Source organism: Mycobacterium sp. E2238 (genome assembly GCF_001672665.1).
GTDB lineage: Bacteria > Actinomycetota > Actinomycetes > Mycobacteriales > Mycobacteriaceae > Mycobacterium.
In genome coordinates, this window is the sequence record NZ_LZKF01000019.1 from 48,877 (window position 1) to 63,992 (window position 15,116).

A 15,116-nucleotide genomic window follows, 5' to 3' on the forward strand; every position below is an offset into this window, starting at 1 on the left:
CGTCCTCGTGGCAGCGGGGCGGCGCGGCACCGTGAAGCCGTCGGCTCTTCTGGTCGCCGACGATGGTCTGCCACGCGGTGTCTCCGGTGCGGCCGACCCCCATTTCGGCAACGTCGTCAAGCTGTTCGCGCAGCTGTTTCCCGGGCGCCGGTTCGGTGGCGGAGCGTTGAGCGTCTACATCGACGGCGTGCCGGTGGTCGACGTCTGGACGGGTTGGTCGGACCGGGCCGGCACCCAGCTCTGGACCGCCGACACCGGCGCGATGGTGTTCTCGGCGACCAAGGGTGTCGCGTCGACGGTGATCCATCGGCTGGCCGACCGGGGCCTGCTGTCCTATGACGAGCCCGTCGCCGAATACTGGCCCGAGTTCGCGGCTAACGGCAAGGCCGAAATCACGGTCCGCGACGTCTTGCGGCACCGCTCCGGGTTGTCGCACCTGCGCGGCGTAACCAAGGCGCAGTTGATGGACCACGCCCTGATGGAGGAACGCCTCGCCGCCGCGCCGGTCGACCACTTGCGAGGCGTGCAGGCCTATCACGCGTTGACCTACGGATGGCTGCTGTCCGGCCTGGCCAGGGCGGTGACGGGCAAGGGCATGCGGGAGCTGATCCGCCAGGAGATAGCGCGGCCCCTCAACACCGACGGCCTGCACCTCGGCCGCCCTCCGGAAGGCTCGCCGACCACGCCCGCGGAGATCCTGATACCGCAGGGCAGGCTGCGCGCCCCGGTGTTCAACTTCATCGCACCCAAGATGGCCGGCCTGCCGTTCTCCGGCGCGCTGGGCGCGATGTACTTTCCCGGCGTCGTATCCCTGATCAAGGGGGACACCCCCTTCCTGGACGGCGAGGTGCCCGCCGCCAACGGCGTGGTGACCGGCCGTGGACTGGCGAAGATGTATGCCGTGCTGGCCAACGGCGGGCGTATCGACGGCAAGAAGTACCTGTCCGAGGAGCTGGCGCGCGGCCTGGCCGGACAGGCGCGCCGGAAGTGGCCGGACGCGAACATGGTGGTGCCCATGCCATTTCACCTCGGTTACCACGAATCGCCGGTGCCCGGCCTGCTAAAGGGTTTCGGCCACGTCGGTCTCGGCGGGACGCTCGGCTGGGCCGACCCGGAGGCCGGCAGCTCGTTCGGCTTCGTCCACAACCGGTTGCTGACGCCGTTGCTGTTCGACATGGGATCCTTTGCGGGCCTGGCTCGTCCGCTGCGCAACGCCATCCTGGCGGCCCGCGATCAGGGCCCGCTGCGGGTGCCGCAGCTCGGGGCCACTTACGCCAAAACCACTCGGCGCAAGGCGGTTCTATAACCGGGCGGCGACCAGGTTCGCGGCCTGCGCCGTCATCCCGGACTGCACATACGAGCCGTGCGCGAAGACGTTGATGCTGGAGCCATCGGAGCACGCCGGGTCGCCGGCGGCACACATGTCGATGGTCTTCGCGGCGTACGGCGGGCCGATCGTGGGAAACACGGTGCCCGACAAGCGATTCGCGAGTGCGCTCGTCGGATTGCCGAAGACGGCGATCGCCGCGACATGATCGGCCGCCTGGGGCGGCATGGCCGGCGTGGCCAGATCGATCACACCCGCGCCCTGCGAGAATCCGCCGAGCACCATTCGGGTGTTGGGGCAGCGTCCGATCATGTCCCGTACGTGAGCGACCAGGTCATCCGCACCGTTCTGGGCGCTCGCCGCGAAAGCCTCGGTCGCGGGGTAGTTCACCGGGTAGACCCCCATCGAGCGACCAGAAATCTGAGAGCCGAGCGAGTCGACGAACGCCTGGCCGACGTTGCCGACACCCGCGGGCTGGCCGGTGCCGCGGGCAAAGGCCACCTCGACCGCGGGACACGGATCGGCATGCGCGCCAGGGCTGTTGAGCGTGCCGCCCGACGCCGCCGAAGTCACCGCGATCGCAACACCAATGACGATGCGCTTCGCAATCACCGCTTTATGCTGACACAGGCGTTCCCACGCGGCAGCGTCAGCGGAAGATCGGTGTAGGTGACGATGCCCGGCGCCGCCGCGACGACGGCGGGGATCGCGTTGATCGCCGGCATCGCGGTCATGATGTGGCCGAGGTCCATGAACTCCTCGAGCGTGGTGGCCTCGAAGTAGGGCGGCGGCAGGAAGCCGACCTTGGTAGTCACCGTCGGCTGCCCGTCGATCTGGATCACCCAGCCGTCCTGTTCGATCTTCCAGTCGGGTTCGAGCGTCTGTCCCTTGCGCCACCGCACGTTCAGGTCGATCAGGGTGGTGTCACCGACGATGCCCTGCCAGCTGATGTAGACGCCCGCCACACAGCCCGCGGGGATGGTCCAGGAGGCCATCTCGAGATCCGCCGTGGTCTGGGCGAACTCGGCCACGCACTTAACCTCGTCGAGCTCGACGCCGAGCGCGTCGCCCACCAGCCGGACGGCCTCGCCGAAGATGGCCGTTCCCTTCGCCGCCATCGCCGGCAGGTCGGGGTGGTCGATCGGCTGGCCGAAGCCCACCGGCTTCTCGGTTTCAGGTGAGTCGTAGAACGTGGTGTCGGCGGCTTCGTTCACCGTGACCTTGTCGATGCGGTTGCACACCATCGCCGACACGATGGCCAGCAGCTCGGCGAAGCCCGGACTCACCCCGGAGCCGAAGATGGTGGCGCCGCCCTTCTCGCAGGCCTGCGCCAACTTCTCGCGGCCGTTCCCGAGGTTTCCCCCGGTGATGAACGACGCCGTGGTCACCACGTTGACGCCCGCGGACAGGATGCGCACCAACTCGTCGACATCGATCCACATCGGGTTGTAGACCACGCAGTCCGGCTTCAGCGCGAGCAGCGCGTCGACGTCGTTGGTGGCCGCCACACCCAGCGGGGGGATCCCGACCAGTTCGCCGGCGTCGCGGCCGACCTTCTCCGCCGACCAGGCGTAGCAGCCCACCAGCTCATAGGTGGGGTTGGCGACGATCGACTTCAGCGAGCTCTTGCCGACATTGCCGGTGTTCCACTGAACCACTCGATAGTTGTTTGGCACTCGCTCAGCATAGGGAATCGGGGCCGGCGTTAGTAGGAGGATTCGGCCGCCAGAATTTCGGCCAGGAACGCGTCGCCGGCCGGCCGGTCCAGCCGCGCCCGCGCCCACCGCCGCACGCGTTCCCGGGTTTCGGGGGACTCCGTCGTCTCCGCCCCGACGTGCACCGCCGTGGCCGACCAATCGTGGCCCCACGCCGCCGATTCGGTCAGCGGATGTTGCGCGCCATCGACCAGGGGGAGGGTCGCTCGGCCGTCGGCGTCCAGGGCACCGGTGCCGGAAACGGCGCCGGAGCGCAGCCGCACGGCGATGCCGGTGGGCGCGTCCGGCCCGATGACCGCGGTCCGCACCAAGGCGACGGCCGTCCCGGCCGCCTCGATCGTCCAGTCGACGGTGTTTTCGCCCGCGTCGAAGATGCCGGGCGGAACCCCGCCCCAGTTGACGGACGCGACGCCGCGGGTGATCGGAGCCGCGGCGCCCGGACCCGCTCCCGCACCCGCGGCCAGGGCGTAGTCGTCGCGGCGGCCGCTCGGCACGCTCAGGGGCATACTCGAATCATCAAGGGCGGCACAGAGTTCGGGCCAGCCGGGGCCGTCCACGCCCAGTTCGTCGGCCAGGCCGGCGCCCGCCCGCACCAGATCGAGTGCGCGCGGATCGCCGTCGGCGACGTGGGCGGCCAGGGCATCGGCGTGCGGCGCCAGTAATCCCGCCACGTCGGAATCCAAGGTGTCGTCGGCGAAGAAGCCCTGCGCGCCGGCGGTCAGCAACGCGACCTCGAGGTCCAGCAACGCGCGGTCGAGGCCGGCGATGCCGTCGCGCCGGCTTGCGGGCCACCAGCGCCGCAGCCAATGGCCCACCGCCAGCCTGCGCAGCGGGGCGACCGAGCCCGGCAGGATGTCCACGCCGGCGAGGTCGATGCCGTGCGGGTCGTCCGCCGACCCGATCGCCGAAGCCAGGGCGACGTGTCCGGATTCGCCGAGGATCCGCCAAAGCCAGTCGGCGCGGCCGAAATCGGTGAACGTGATGTGGGTTGCCGCACCGTCCGGCTCGCCTGGCTGGTCCAAAGTCCACGACAGCACCGCGCCGCTGACCTCCAGCACCGCGGCCAGCGGCGTCGCCTCGCTGACGGGTCCGGTGCTCCACAGGCCGGAATCGGCAACCAATCTCATCCGGCCACCTGCAATTCCAGCATCGCCTTGATCCGCTGCCGGTGGTCCAGGCTCACCGAGCGCGCGACGCCCTCGAGCAGCGATCGCACATCGTCGACATCGTCGCAGGACTCCTGCCATACGTCGCGCCCGTGCAGCCGTGCCCAGAGTCGGCTCAGGTACGGCTGCGCGTAGGCGGCGAGGTCGTCGACCACCTGCCGTTGGCGCGGGTGGATGGGGCCGCCTTCGACGAGGTAGCGCCTGGCGTGCAGTACGTAGGCCTCCTTGCGCAACCGGGCCTGGATCTGCGCCGCCAGGGCATAGCGGCCGGCGACGGACGGGTCGAGCGGTGCCAGCTCCACCGCGACCTCGATCCCCGCGACGAGCGTGGCCTGTTTGTCCTCGGCCATCAGCCCCCAGGGCGCGCAGGCCCGGTCGACCTCTTCCTCGCAGAGCAGCGGGATATCGGGCAGTGCGTCACGGTCCAGGGCGCGGCGCAGGGTGGCGCGCACCCGGTCCACCACGCTGCGGTCCAGCGGCCGGTCGCTGTCGCAGTCGCCTGCGACTTGCGGAGGACGTTGCGGGGCAACGGAACTCAGGCCGAGTTCGACAATCGACCACGGCAGTTCCGCCGCCTCGACGCGGGCCAGCGCCCCGAGGTTGTACGGCGTGGCGTCGGCGATCATCGCCGACCAGACCCGCTGCCGCGCCGTCGCGCTCCGGTGGCTGTTGGCGGGCCCCAGCACGGTGGCGAGTTCGGCCAGAAAGGGGGCGGTGACGGTGTCACCAGGCCGCACGTCCCGCCAGCTGTGGTCGAGCTGGTCCGCCAGCTTCGCGACCGCTTCGGGGTCGGCCACGTATTGGTTCAGGACCTCGATCGCGGTGCGGTCGCGGCCCTGGTGGACGTCGCCCAGCACCGCGGCGGCCGTCTCGCGATCCTGCGGTGCCGGTGGGCCTTTCGTTACCGCGAGCTCGAAGCACACCGGGAAGTACAGTTCCTGGGCGTTCCCCGTGCGGATGCGCTGTCGCCGGCGCTCCATCTTGAGAACCTCGAACCACGCTGCGGCCGAGCGTAATTCGGCTCCACTGCCGACGATCAGGTCGCGCATCGCCGCGGCCGTCTCGGGGGTGACGACGGGAGCGGAATATTGCGGGTTCGACCGCAACCGGAGCACTAAAGGGTCGATGATGCGTTTGACGGTACGGCTCAACGGGCCGCCGTCGTCGCTGCTGAGCACCTCCACACCCGGGCCGATGGCCCGCCACGCCGCGTCGATCACCGACCGGCGTGGGTGGCCGACCGCGACGGCAAGCTGCGAATCCGCGCTCATCTGCACAGAATAGGGGCATCGCGCGAAACGCGGCAGCCGAAAACTTGGGTTCGGTAGCCGGTCGGTGGCTTCACCCTGGTCGCATGAACAAGCTGTTGGTGCTGGTTGACCGGCTCAGGTGCGCCCGGCGTCGCGGCGGTGGGGACCGCGCCGTCGGGATCGGCACCGTGCGCGCGGTCGAGCGTCAGGTTTTCATCGAGGTGGTCGCCGTCTCCGGGGAGACCTTCATCGGCAAGCTGGCACGCTGCGGCGACGATCTCGACGTGTCGATGCTGCGGCCCGGCCTGGTCGTTCTGGTGGCGTTCGATCCCGCTGCGCGCGAAGAACTTTCGCTGCCCGACGACGTGCTGGCGGTACACGCGGCCTTCGTCGCGTCGCTCTGAGGGCTAGCGCGCGCCGTCCACGGCGAAGCTGACCACCGCACCCCAGTACAGCGGGCTCGCGGTGGCCTCGCCGTCGCGCCAGCGCCGCATCCGTTCGCGCTGCCAACGGTTCACCGCGCACCCGGCGTCTCCGTCGGCGTCATGTGCGCGATCGACGGCGGCGACGACGTCGGCCATCGGATCGGCGGTGGCCGTGGTGAACTGGCGGTAGGCCGCGGTGGTGGGCAGCGACCACAGCGTGGCGGTGACCAACTGGGCGCCGCCCAGGACCATCGCCGCCACCAGCCCGGTGGCCTCGTCGAATTGGTAGTCCCCGCCCGAACCGCACGCGAGCAGGGCCACCCGCGGGGGCATCGGCAGTTGCAGGGCCATCAGGTCCGACGCGGTCAGCGGGCGGTGATCGCCGATGGCGTCGGCGTCGCCGGGAATGTCGGCGGTATCGGCCAGGTGCAGCGCGGCCCGATCGGCTTGGCCGTCCGCCGAACTCGCGTGGCCCACATATAGCAGCCTGCTCGGGCTCTGAGCCAGCAGCTTGGCCAGCCACGTGCGATCGGCATCCTGGCGGCGGAACAGTTCGACCGCCGATTCAATGGCCGGTAGGACCGGTCGGTGCTCGAGCACCCCGGTGAAGTGCCGCGCCAAGGGTGTGTCCGGCGCGGGCCTGCCCAACACCGACCCGAGCGCGGAGTCCGGGCGCTGCCCCGGCACCCTGGGGTCGAGGACCAGCAGCGGCGGGCCGTCCTTCCTGGCGTCCCATCCGGCGGGCGCCCGCGGCGAATGCACGATGTTCGGCGGTACCGCCATCAGGACGTCGACCAGTTCCATCAGCCGGTAGCCGTCGGTGTGTTTCCCGATGTCCGCGAGCTGCCAGGGGATCCGGGCGGCGGCCCGGCCGCTGGCGGTGATGGCCTCCTGGCGGGCGCGCACCAATTCTTCCTTGCTGGGACCCGATTTCGGTACCGCCAGCAGCCCCCACGGGACACGGGCCAGCCGCGCGCTGGGCGAGACGAACAGCACGGGCCGCGGCGTGGCCACGCATTCGGCCAACAGTTGCCAGCCGGGGGAGCCGATCAGCAGCACCCCAAGGATGTAGGCGAGCGTCAGCTCGCTGTCCGCCGCCGCGAACGGCCCGGCGGTCAGCGCCCGCTCGATGGCGTCCCGCGGGTCCTCGGAACCGTGCGGCTCGGGCAGGGCGTTCGCCAGTTCTTCCAGCGCGGCCAGCAACAGCGGCTCTTCGATGACCCAGTTGACTGTTCGGGATGGCTGACCGACGACCCGCAGGCTGGCGTAGGTGGCGATCCCGACGTCGGCGTACCGCAGGATCAGGGTGGCCCGGTGGGTGTCGCTCACGGCCAGGTCGACCAAGCGGGCTCGGTCGCGGTGACGTCGCGGCCGTAGCGCTGAAATGCCAGCGCCCGATAGTGGCTCAGGATCGGCTCGGTATCCGGCTGCATCCGCAACGGCGGCAACGGTCCAAGCCGGGTCAGCGACGCGCCGCCGGGGCCCGGCGAGCCGGCCGCGGCCAGTGCGGGGGCCGGCTCCAGATCGGCCTCGAGGGGGACGTGGGTGGTGGCGGTCGACGCCCATTCGCCGGTTCGCGGCCGCTGCGGACCGGTACCGAAAGTTCCACGGGCACTGTGATATTCGACCAGCTGACTGATCAGTTCGGTGTTCTCCCATTCCCAGGCGACGGCGAAGGCGCCGGCCAGGACGGGGGCCGAAATGCTGGCGGCCCAGCGCGCTCGCGCATCGGCGTCGGCGATCGAATACCGCACCGAGTCGACCGCCAGGGCGGCGGGGACCTTGAGCTCGGCGGCCTGCTGCAGCTTCGTCATGCCGCGCCAGTATTCGTCGGTGCCGACCTGGCCGTGCAGGATGCCGAGTCCCTCCGCCTGCCGGGCCTCCGTCTCCTGCAGCGTCTCGTCGGGATCGCCCGAGCTGTCGAAACCGAGGTCCGCCAACGCATCCGCGCGCCACACCGTGCCGAGATGATTGTCGAGCAGCGCGTACTGCAGCCAGCTGCTGCGCGGGGACGAGTCGAGCAGTTCGCGGGCCTCGGCGATCAGCTCGACCGCTTTGGCGAAGCGGCTCCAGAAGATCGCGATCCAGCTGCGCTGCAACAGGATACGGTGCAGGTGGAGCAGCTTTCCCAATTCGCGCCAGTGCCGCTCCGCGTGCTCCCAGCATTCGTCGGCGGCTTCCAGGGCGCCGGCCCCCAGCCGGGTGAGCCCCATGTACAGCCAGCAGCGGGCGACGTCGTGGGCCCTGGCGTGGCGGGCGATGACGGGATAGGCCTCGGACACCAGTTGCTCGGTGCCGGCGTGGTCGTTGGCCGCCCAGCACGCCGCCGCCCGCTCCAATCGTGCTTGCGCTGTGGCCAGTTCCCAGCCGTTGGCCTGTGCGCGGGCTTCCGCGCGACGCAGCCAGGGATCAGCCTCCGGCAGCCGGCCCGTTTGGACGCAGAACCTGCCGTACCCGATGCCGGCGACGACCCGGAGGTGGTCGGCGGCATCGCCGCTCCCGCCGTAGTCCGCCAGGCCACGAAGCATGTTCTCCCACAACGGGACCGACCGGACATGCAGGTCGTCGTCGCACAGCGCTGTCGCGCACAGCACCAGCGCATGGATGCGCAGGCGAGCGTGTTCGTCGGCCAGCGCGGGAACGTCCGCGTCGTCGTCCAACGCCGCCAGTGCCGCCGCCGCGCCCTCGTGATCGCCGATCGCCGCGGCCAGGCCGATTTGCAGAAACTGGGCCCGGCGCGAGTACCGGCGGATCATGTGCGTGGTCTCGGCATCGGCGGGCATGCTCGCGTAGATCGCCACGCAGTCCTGAATGCGCCGGATGGATTCGCGCACGCCGTCATTCGCGCCGCGCTCGAGGTAGATTTCGCCGAGTTGCGCGAGGACTTCCAGCATCAGATCGTCCCGGTCCTCCCGCTCGATGCGCGGTATCAAGGACAGCAGCAGATCGCGCGCCCCGGCTTCATCGGCCGCGAACGCCAGGCGGCGCGCGTTGTCCAACTGGTCGGGGATCGACACGGCTGCATCATAAGTCCGCGGGCGCTGCCCGGGCTGGGAAAGCGGCGAGCGGCGGACGCGTGAGTGATGCACGTCCGCCGCCCGGTCGCAACCGATCAGCCGCAGGTCACCTTGATGTTGAAGTCCTTGCTGATCATGCCGGCCATCGGGTTCTTCAAGTCGGCGCCCTGCGCCTGGCCGGTGATGGTGTAGGTCTTGCCGTCCACCGCCACGTTGGCCGAGCCGACCTTCGCGCCCATGTTGTTGCTGACCGACAGGGCATTGCCGTCGACAACCATTGCCAGCGACTCGACCTTCGGGGTGGCCTCGTCGGTCATGACGACGGCCAGCGCCTGCCGTCCGCCGCTGGAGCCACTGCCGATGTCGATCTTGCCGCCGGTCCGGACGCAGGTCACCGAGGCCGGGTCCAGGCCCGCCAGGTCGGCGCCGCCAACTTTGACCTGCGCCCCGCCGCCGTTGGCGACGCTGGGTGCCGTGCTCGACGCCGGGCTGGCCGTGTGGCCGCCGCTGGAGCACCCCACCAGCACCGATGCGGCGCCCAGTGTCCCGATCGCAGCCGCGAGAAGTCGCTTCACTTCGTGATTCCTTCCTCCATGCGCCGCCCCGATGGCGTCGTCATGGCGCAAGTACAGCCCCCTGGATTCGCTACCGATCCCAAATTTCGCCGCGTCGGGCCGGTAGGCTGCGTCGAGGTCGACGCTGACGAAGGAGGCACGCGATGCTGAGCGTGAAGTGGCTGGAAAAGCCTGAGGCCCATGACTTTCCAGCGGCGGCGGACTACCTCACCATGCTCGCGGACCCGGCGACGGTGAAGAAGGTGATCAAGAAGTTGAAGGCCGGCACCGTTACACACCGGAAGGCCAAGGACATCCTGCGTGCGGCGCGGCTGGGTCTATTGCCCGTCGACAACCCGCACGTCGCGGCGGACCTGACCAAAATCGAGAAGGGGCAACCGCTGTCGCCCATCCTGCTGGTGCGCGGCGACTTCCCCACCGGAGCTCCGCTGCAGATCGCCGACGGCTATCACCGCGTGTGCGCGAGCTACCACACCGACGAGAACACCGACATTCCGGTCGTCATCGCGGCCGTGAGCCGCTGATCGAGGATGTGACCATGATCGACATCAAGACGGTGCAAGACGTCCAGGTGCTGACCCTGTCGTCGGGGCCGGTCAACGCCCAGGACGTCGAGCTGCTCGAAGAGCTGACCCTGGCGGTGCGCGATCTGGGGAGTTCGAAGGCCGGCGCGCTGGTCGTCACCGGGGCCGGCCGGGCGTTCAGCGCCGGGGTAGACCTCAACCGCGTGGTGGAGGGCGGCGCGGGCTACACCGATCGGCTGGTCCCCGCGCTGTCTGCGGCTTTCGAGGCGGTGTTCTCCTACCCGGGCCCGACCGTCGCCGCGATCAACGGCGCCGCCATCGCCGGAGGATGCGTGCTGGCGTGTGCCTGCGACCGCCGCCTCATCGGCCCCCAAGCGCAGATCGGCGCGGCGGAGGTGCGCGTCGGGGTGCCGTTTCCGGTCGCCGCGCTGGAGGTCATGCGCTACGCCTGCGGCGATCACGCCGAGGAGGTGCTGTTGGGCGGGCGCACCTATCGCGGAGCCGAGGCCGTCGCCCGCGGGCTGGCCCATCGCGTTGTCGAAGACGATCTCCTCGAGGCGGCCGTGGTGGAGGCGTCCGATCTCGGTGGCATCCCGGCCGACGCCTATCGCCAGACCAAGGCGCAACTACGGGCTCCGACGATGGCGCGGATCCGTGACGGCCGGGGTGTCGACGAGGAGGTCCGCCAGATGTGGGGGGCGGAACCGACGCTGCAACGGATCGCCGCCTACGTGGAGCGGCTGCGGCGGCGCGACTGACTATTCCTCGTCGAGGGCTTCCTCGACGGCGACGCCGCCCCTGGTGCGCCGGCGCCGCATCCGGTGCGACCCCTTGCCCGTCGGGCGGCGGTTGCGCAACCTGGCTTCGGTCGCTTCCGTCGCTTCGGTTTCTTCGGCGGGTTCTTCCGCCGGCTCGGGAGCCGCGGCCGCTTCGGCCGTCTCTTCGGCAGCCTCGGCCGTGACGGCCTCGGTCTCCTCCGGCTCCTCGGTCTCCTCCGGCTCGTCGGCCTCCTCGGCCTCCTCCGCCTCGTCGGCGGGTTCGCCGCCTTCTTCGCCCGCCTTGCGGCGCGAGCGACGCTTCTTAGGTTTCTTCGCCTTGATCGGTTTCGGCGGTGGCGGCGGCAACTCGGCGACGAAAGACAGGTAGAACGCGAAGAACCCGAGCAATCCGATCGCGGCCGCCGCGCCGTAGATCGCGAACAGATACCGTCCGGCGGCGTCCAGGCTCAGCCAGATCTCGCTGATCGCCGCGCCGATGATGAGCACGCCGGCCAGCACATGGGCCACGATCGAAGCGACCCGCAGCGTCAGGGCCAGCTGCGGTGTCCCCAGCTCCGGCTTGCGCACCCGCAACAGGTTGAACACCACGGGCAGCGCGGCCAGGGCGAACAGCGCGCCCGTCGCGATCCGAAGCGCCGTCCCCAACGAATGCGTGGTGTCACCCATCAGCTCCGGCCAACGGGGCAACACGAAAAAGAAGTAGAGGGCGCCGGCGGCGATGGAGAACAGCAGGTGCCACGGCACGGCAATCTTGCGCCCCATACCCCTCCTCGCGCTGGTGAGTTCACGCCAGCCTAAAGGCGGCCAACCCGAATCCAAACCAATTCGTGCACGTCCGCATGGCGGACCGGTTGCGGAGGATGCGGGATTTGAACCCGCGAGGGCTGTTAACCCAACCCGCGTTCCAGGCGAGCGCCATAGGCCACTAGGCGAATCCTCCGTGGCCATGGTAACCGAGGCCGTCGCGGCCCTGGAGGCGCACGCCGACTAGTCCGTGCCAGGTATTAGACTCGCCGTGGACCCCGCGCGGCGTCTATCCTGTGAACTCCCCCAGGGCCGGAAGGCAGCAAGGGTCAATGGGCTCTGTCGGGTGCGCGGGGTCCCCTATGCCGGGGGACCGTTTTGGCCCCACTGATCTTCCAGCGTTTCTAAGCGAAAGGGCCCATGGTGTCTTTCGATTCCCTCAGCCCTGAAGAGTTAGCGGCTCTGCACGCGCGCAACCAGCAGGACTACGCGGACCTGCAGGCCAAGAAGCTGTCCCTCGACCTGACCCGCGGCAAACCGGCCCCCGAGCAGCTCGACCTGTCCAACCAGTTGCTGAGCCTGCCCGGTGACGACTACCGCGACAGCGAGGGCACCGACACCCGCAACTACGGCGGGCTGCACGGCCTGCCCGAGCTGCGGGCCATCTTTGGAGAGCTGCTCGGGATCGCAGTGCCCCACCTGATCGCCGGCAACAACTCCAGCCTCGAGCTGATGCACGACCTGGTCGCCTTCTCGATGTTGTACGGCGGAGTCGACTCGCAGCGCCCATGGATGAAGGAGCAGGACGGCATTAAGTTCCTGTGCCCCGTTCCCGGCTATGACCGGCACTTCGCCATCACCGAGACGATGGGCATCGAGATGATTCCCATCCCGATGCTGGCCGACGGTCCCGACGTCGACCTGATCGAGGAACTGGTCGCCGTGGACCCCGCCATCAAGGGCATGTGGACGGTGCCGGTGTTCGGCAACCCCACCGGAATCACCTATTCCTGGGAAACGGTCCGCCGGCTCGTCCAGATGCGGACGGCGGCGCCGGACTTCCGGCTGTTCTGGGACAACGCGTACGCCGTGCACACGTTGACGCACGACTTCCCGCACCAGATCGACGTGCTGGGGCTGGCCGCTGCGGCCGGTAACCCGAACCGGCCCTACGTCTTCGCGTCCACCTCGAAGATCACCTTCGCCGGTGCCGGCGTGAGCTTCCTCGGCGGATCGCTGGGCAACATCGCGTGGTATCTGCAGTACGCGGGGAAGAAGTCGATCGGCCCGGACAAGGTCAACCAGCTGAGGCACCTGCGCTTCTTCCGCGACGCCGACGGGGTACGCCTGCACATGCTGCGTCACCAGCAGATCCTGGCGCCGAAATTCGAGCTGGCGCTGGACATTTTGGACGAGCGGCTGAGCGACTCGAAGATCGCCTCGTGGACCGAACCCCAGGGGGGCTACTTCATCAGCCTCGATGTGTTGCCAGGTACGGCACGCCGGACCGTGGCGCTGGCCAAGGACGCGGGCATCGCCGTGACCGAGGCGGGCGCGTCGTTCCCGTACCGAAAAGACCCGGACGACAAGAACATCCGGATCGCACCCACCTTCCCGTCGCTGCCGGACCTGCGCAACGCGGTCGACGGGCTGGCCACTTGCGCGCTGCTCGCGGCATCCGAGTCGCTGCTCGTCTCCGCCGCGTCCAGTGTGAGCTGACGGCGACGACACGCCCGCCGGGCTCCAGTCAGCGCACGCCGGTAGCCTGCTGACCGTGGCCCTCTACCGCAAGTACCGACCGGCAACCTTCGCCGAGGTGGTGGGGCAGGAGCACGTCACCGAACCGCTGTCGATCGCCCTGGAAGCCGGCCGGATCAACCACGCCTACCTGTTCTCCGGGCCGCGCGGCTGCGGAAAAACATCCTCGGCGCGCATCCTGGCGCGGTCGCTGAACTGCGCGCAGGGGCCGACGGCCAATCCGTGCGGGGTGTGCGAATCCTGCACGGCGCTCGCCCCGAACGCGCCCGGCAGCATCGACGTGGTGGAACTCGACGCCGCCAGCCACGGCGGCGTGGACGACACCCGCGAGCTGCGGGATCGCGCGTTCTACGCGCCCGCGCAGTCCCGCTATCGGGTGTTCATCATCGACGAGGCGCACATGGTGACCACCGCGGGATTCAACGCGCTGCTCAAGATCGTGGAGGAGCCGCCCGAGCACCTCATCTTCATCTTCGCCACCACCGAACCGGAAAAGGTGCTGCCGACGATCCGGTCGCGCACCCACCACTACCCGTTCCGGCTGCTGCCCCCGAAGACCATGCGGGCGTTGATCGGGCGGATCTGCGAGCAGGAGAACGTCGCCGTCGACGACGCGGTGTTCCCGCTGGTGATCCGCGCCGGCGGCGGCTCACCACGCGACACGCTGTCGGTGCTCGACCAGCTGCTGGCGGGCGCCGAGGACGACCACGTCACCTATCCGCGGGCGCTCGGGTTGTTGGGCGCCACCGATGTCGCGCTGATCGACGACGCGGTGGACGCCCTCGCCGCGTCGGACGCAGAGGCGTTGTTCGGCGCGGTGGAATCGGTGATCGATGCCGGCCACGACCCGCGGCGCTTCGCCACCGACCTGCTGGAGCGGTTCCGCGACCTCATCGTGCTGCAGGCGGTTCCGGACGCGGTCAGCCGCGGCGTGGTGGACGCCCCGGAGGACGTGCTCGACCGGATGCGCGACCAGGCCGCCCGCCTCGGGTCGGCCACCCTGACCCGCTACGCCGAGGTCGTGCAGGCGGGGCTGGGCGAGATGCGCGGCGCGACGGCCCCGCGCTTGTTGCTCGAAGTGGTTTGCGCCCGGCTGCTGCTCCCCTCGGCCAGCGACACGGAGTCGGCGCTGCTGCAGCGCGTCGAGCGGATCGAGACGCGGCTGGACCTGTCCATTCCCGCCTCCCAGGCGGCCGCCGCGCACCCGCCGGCGGTGACCGCGCCGGCGCGGCCACGCAAGGAGCCGGCCCCGCCCAAGGAGCCCGCCCCGCCCAGGTCCGCTCCGCCCGTTCCCAAGCCGGAGGCGGTCCCCGAACCGGTCCCATCGCCCCCGGCGCCGGAACCGGCCGCCGCGCCGATTGCCGAACCGGCCGCGCCCGGTGAACTCAACGCGGCCGCTGTGCGGACCATGTGGCCGACGGTGCGCGACAAGGTGCGCCAGCGCAGCCGCACCACCGAGGTGATGCTGGCGGGCGCCACCGTGCGCGCGCTCGAGGAGAACACGCTGGTGCTGACGCATTCGTCGGCGCCGCTGGCCAAGCGGCTGTGCGAACAGCGCAACGCCGACGTGATCGCCGAAGCGCTCAAAGATGCGCTGGGCGTCAACTGGCGGGTGCGTTGCGAGGTCGGTGCCGCAGCGCCGGTCGAGTCCGCCGCGCCGGCGCCGAGGGCCGCCGAGCCCGCGCCCGACGTGGCGCAGCGCGACGAAGAGGAGCACATGCTCGCCGAAGCCGGCCGCACTGAGTCGTCGGCGCCGCGCCGCGATCCCGAGGAGGTCGCGCTCGAGCTGTTGCAGAACGAACTGGGCGCGCGCCGGATCGATAACGGCTGAGCTGG

14 protein-coding genes, 1 tRNA gene and 1 other RNA gene are annotated in these 15,116 nt (G+C 70.0%); 7 read left to right on the plus strand and 9 right to left on the minus strand.

The features are described 5' to 3' along the window. Positions 1 to 31: 31 nt before the first annotated feature. Entirely contained in the window at positions 32 to 1,306 is a 1,275-nt protein-coding gene (locus A5711_RS01525; protein WP_067943439.1) for a serine hydrolase domain-containing protein, read from the plus strand. On the opposite strand, the gene A5711_RS01530 is transcribed toward A5711_RS01525, so the two are convergent. The 4 genes from A5711_RS01530 to A5711_RS01545 are packed head-to-tail and all read right to left on the minus strand — an operon-like array spanning position 1,301 to position 5,479. Beyond that, positions 1,301 to 1,939 carry a cutinase family protein gene (locus A5711_RS01530; protein ID WP_082975621.1) on the minus strand — a complete coding sequence of 213 codons (639 nt, stop codon included), beginning with the start codon at positions 1,937 to 1,939 and terminating at the stop codon, positions 1,301 to 1,303. The genes A5711_RS01525 and A5711_RS01530 overlap by 6 nt on opposite strands. Then, positions 1,936 to 3,003 carry a dihydrodipicolinate reductase gene (locus A5711_RS01535; protein ID WP_067943376.1) on the minus strand — a complete coding sequence of 356 codons (1,068 nt, stop codon included), beginning with the start codon at positions 3,001 to 3,003 and terminating at the stop codon, positions 1,936 to 1,938. The genes A5711_RS01530 and A5711_RS01535 overlap by 4 nt, the downstream gene beginning before the upstream one ends. A gap of 29 nt (positions 3,004 to 3,032) precedes the next feature. Beyond that, a complete protein-coding gene (locus A5711_RS01540; RefSeq protein ID WP_067943378.1) occupies positions 3,033 to 4,169 on the minus strand; it encodes a hypothetical protein in 1,137 nt (378 codons plus the stop codon). Continuing rightward, the gene (locus tag A5711_RS01545) at positions 4,166 to 5,479 is read right to left on the minus strand and encodes a hypothetical protein (protein ID WP_067943443.1); all 1,314 of its coding nucleotides are present in this window, start codon (positions 5,477 to 5,479) and stop codon (positions 4,166 to 4,168) included. Before A5711_RS01545 ends, A5711_RS01540 begins: the two co-directional genes overlap by 4 nt. A 44-nt stretch (positions 5,480 to 5,523) precedes the next feature. Between A5711_RS01545 and A5711_RS01550 the strand changes: the two genes are divergently transcribed. Further along, complete coding sequence (locus A5711_RS01550; protein ID WP_067943380.1) at positions 5,524 to 5,862, plus strand: hypothetical protein; 339 nt, start codon at positions 5,524 to 5,526, stop codon at positions 5,860 to 5,862. A 3-nt stretch (positions 5,863 to 5,865) separates the two neighbouring features. On the opposite strand, the gene A5711_RS01555 is transcribed toward A5711_RS01550, so the two are convergent. The 3 genes from A5711_RS01555 to A5711_RS01565 all read right to left on the minus strand — a co-directional run bounded on the left by A5711_RS01555 (position 5,866) and on the right by A5711_RS01565 (position 9,475). After that, positions 5,866 to 7,227, minus strand: a complete 1,362-nt coding sequence (locus A5711_RS01555; protein WP_369829915.1) for a CHAT domain-containing protein — start codon at positions 7,225 to 7,227, stop codon at positions 5,866 to 5,868. Then, positions 7,209 to 8,900, minus strand: a complete 1,692-nt coding sequence (locus A5711_RS01560) for a hypothetical protein (RefSeq protein ID WP_067943382.1) — start codon at positions 8,898 to 8,900, stop codon at positions 7,209 to 7,211. The genes A5711_RS01555 and A5711_RS01560 overlap by 19 nt, the downstream gene beginning before the upstream one ends. Before the next feature lie 95 nt (positions 8,901 to 8,995). Further along, complete coding sequence (locus A5711_RS01565; RefSeq protein WP_067943384.1) at positions 8,996 to 9,475, minus strand: lipoprotein LpqH; 480 nt, start codon at positions 9,473 to 9,475, stop codon at positions 8,996 to 8,998. 143 nt (positions 9,476 to 9,618) lie between these two features. Here A5711_RS01565 and A5711_RS01570 point away from each other — a divergent pair, with 143 nt between their 5' ends. Then, positions 9,619 to 9,999: a hypothetical protein gene (locus tag A5711_RS01570; RefSeq protein ID WP_067278284.1), complete on the plus strand. Its 381-nt coding sequence runs from the start codon at positions 9,619 to 9,621 to the stop codon at positions 9,997 to 9,999. Positions 10,000 to 10,013: 14 nt separating this feature from the next. Further along, entirely contained in the window at positions 10,014 to 10,757 is a 744-nt protein-coding gene (locus A5711_RS01575; RefSeq protein WP_082975624.1) for an enoyl-CoA hydratase/isomerase family protein, read from the plus strand. On the opposite strand, the gene A5711_RS01580 is transcribed toward A5711_RS01575, so the two are convergent. Then, on the minus strand, positions 10,758 to 11,540 hold the full coding sequence (locus A5711_RS01580) for a hypothetical protein (protein WP_067943388.1): 783 nt from the start codon (positions 11,538 to 11,540) through the stop codon (positions 10,758 to 10,760). It lies immediately after the preceding gene. A 92-nt stretch (positions 11,541 to 11,632) separates the two neighbouring features. Next, positions 11,633 to 11,718 (minus strand) — tRNA-Ser (locus tag A5711_RS01585). A 74-nt stretch (positions 11,719 to 11,792) separates the two neighbouring features. Here A5711_RS01585 and ffs point away from each other — a divergent pair. From ffs to A5711_RS01600, 3 genes are all read left to right on the plus strand, one after another. Next, an RNA gene (ffs, locus tag A5711_RS01590) (signal recognition particle sRNA small type) lies at positions 11,793 to 11,887 on the plus strand. 58 nt (positions 11,888 to 11,945) lie between these two features. Beyond that, positions 11,946 to 13,241: an aminotransferase class I/II-fold pyridoxal phosphate-dependent enzyme gene (locus A5711_RS01595; RefSeq protein ID WP_156744712.1), complete on the plus strand. Its 1,296-nt coding sequence runs from the start codon at positions 11,946 to 11,948 to the stop codon at positions 13,239 to 13,241. 55 nt (positions 13,242 to 13,296) lie between these two features. Then, positions 13,297 to 15,111 carry a DNA polymerase III subunits gamma/tau gene (locus A5711_RS01600; RefSeq protein WP_067943391.1) on the plus strand — a complete coding sequence of 605 codons (1,815 nt, stop codon included), beginning with the start codon at positions 13,297 to 13,299 and terminating at the stop codon, positions 15,109 to 15,111. The last annotated feature ends 5 nt before the right edge of the window (positions 15,112 to 15,116 follow it).

Excerpts from the sequence above, each read along its gene's own strand:
- A5711_RS01540 (WP_067943378.1), bottom strand. The coding sequence starts at position 4,169 with ATGAGATTGGTTGCCGATTCCGGCCTGTGGAGCACCGGACCCGTCAGC.
- A5711_RS01545 (WP_067943443.1), bottom strand. The coding sequence starts at position 5,479 with ATGAGCGCGGATTCGCAGCTTGCCGTCGCGGTCGGCCACCCACGCCGG.
- A5711_RS01570 (WP_067278284.1), top strand. The coding sequence starts at position 9,619 with ATGCTGAGCGTGAAGTGGCTGGAAAAGCCTGAGGCCCATGACTTTCCA.
- A5711_RS01575 (WP_082975624.1), top strand. The coding sequence starts at position 10,014 with ATGATCGACATCAAGACGGTGCAAGACGTCCAGGTGCTGACCCTGTCG.
- A5711_RS01580 (WP_067943388.1), bottom strand. The coding sequence starts at position 11,540 with ATGGGGCGCAAGATTGCCGTGCCGTGGCACCTGCTGTTCTCCATCGCC.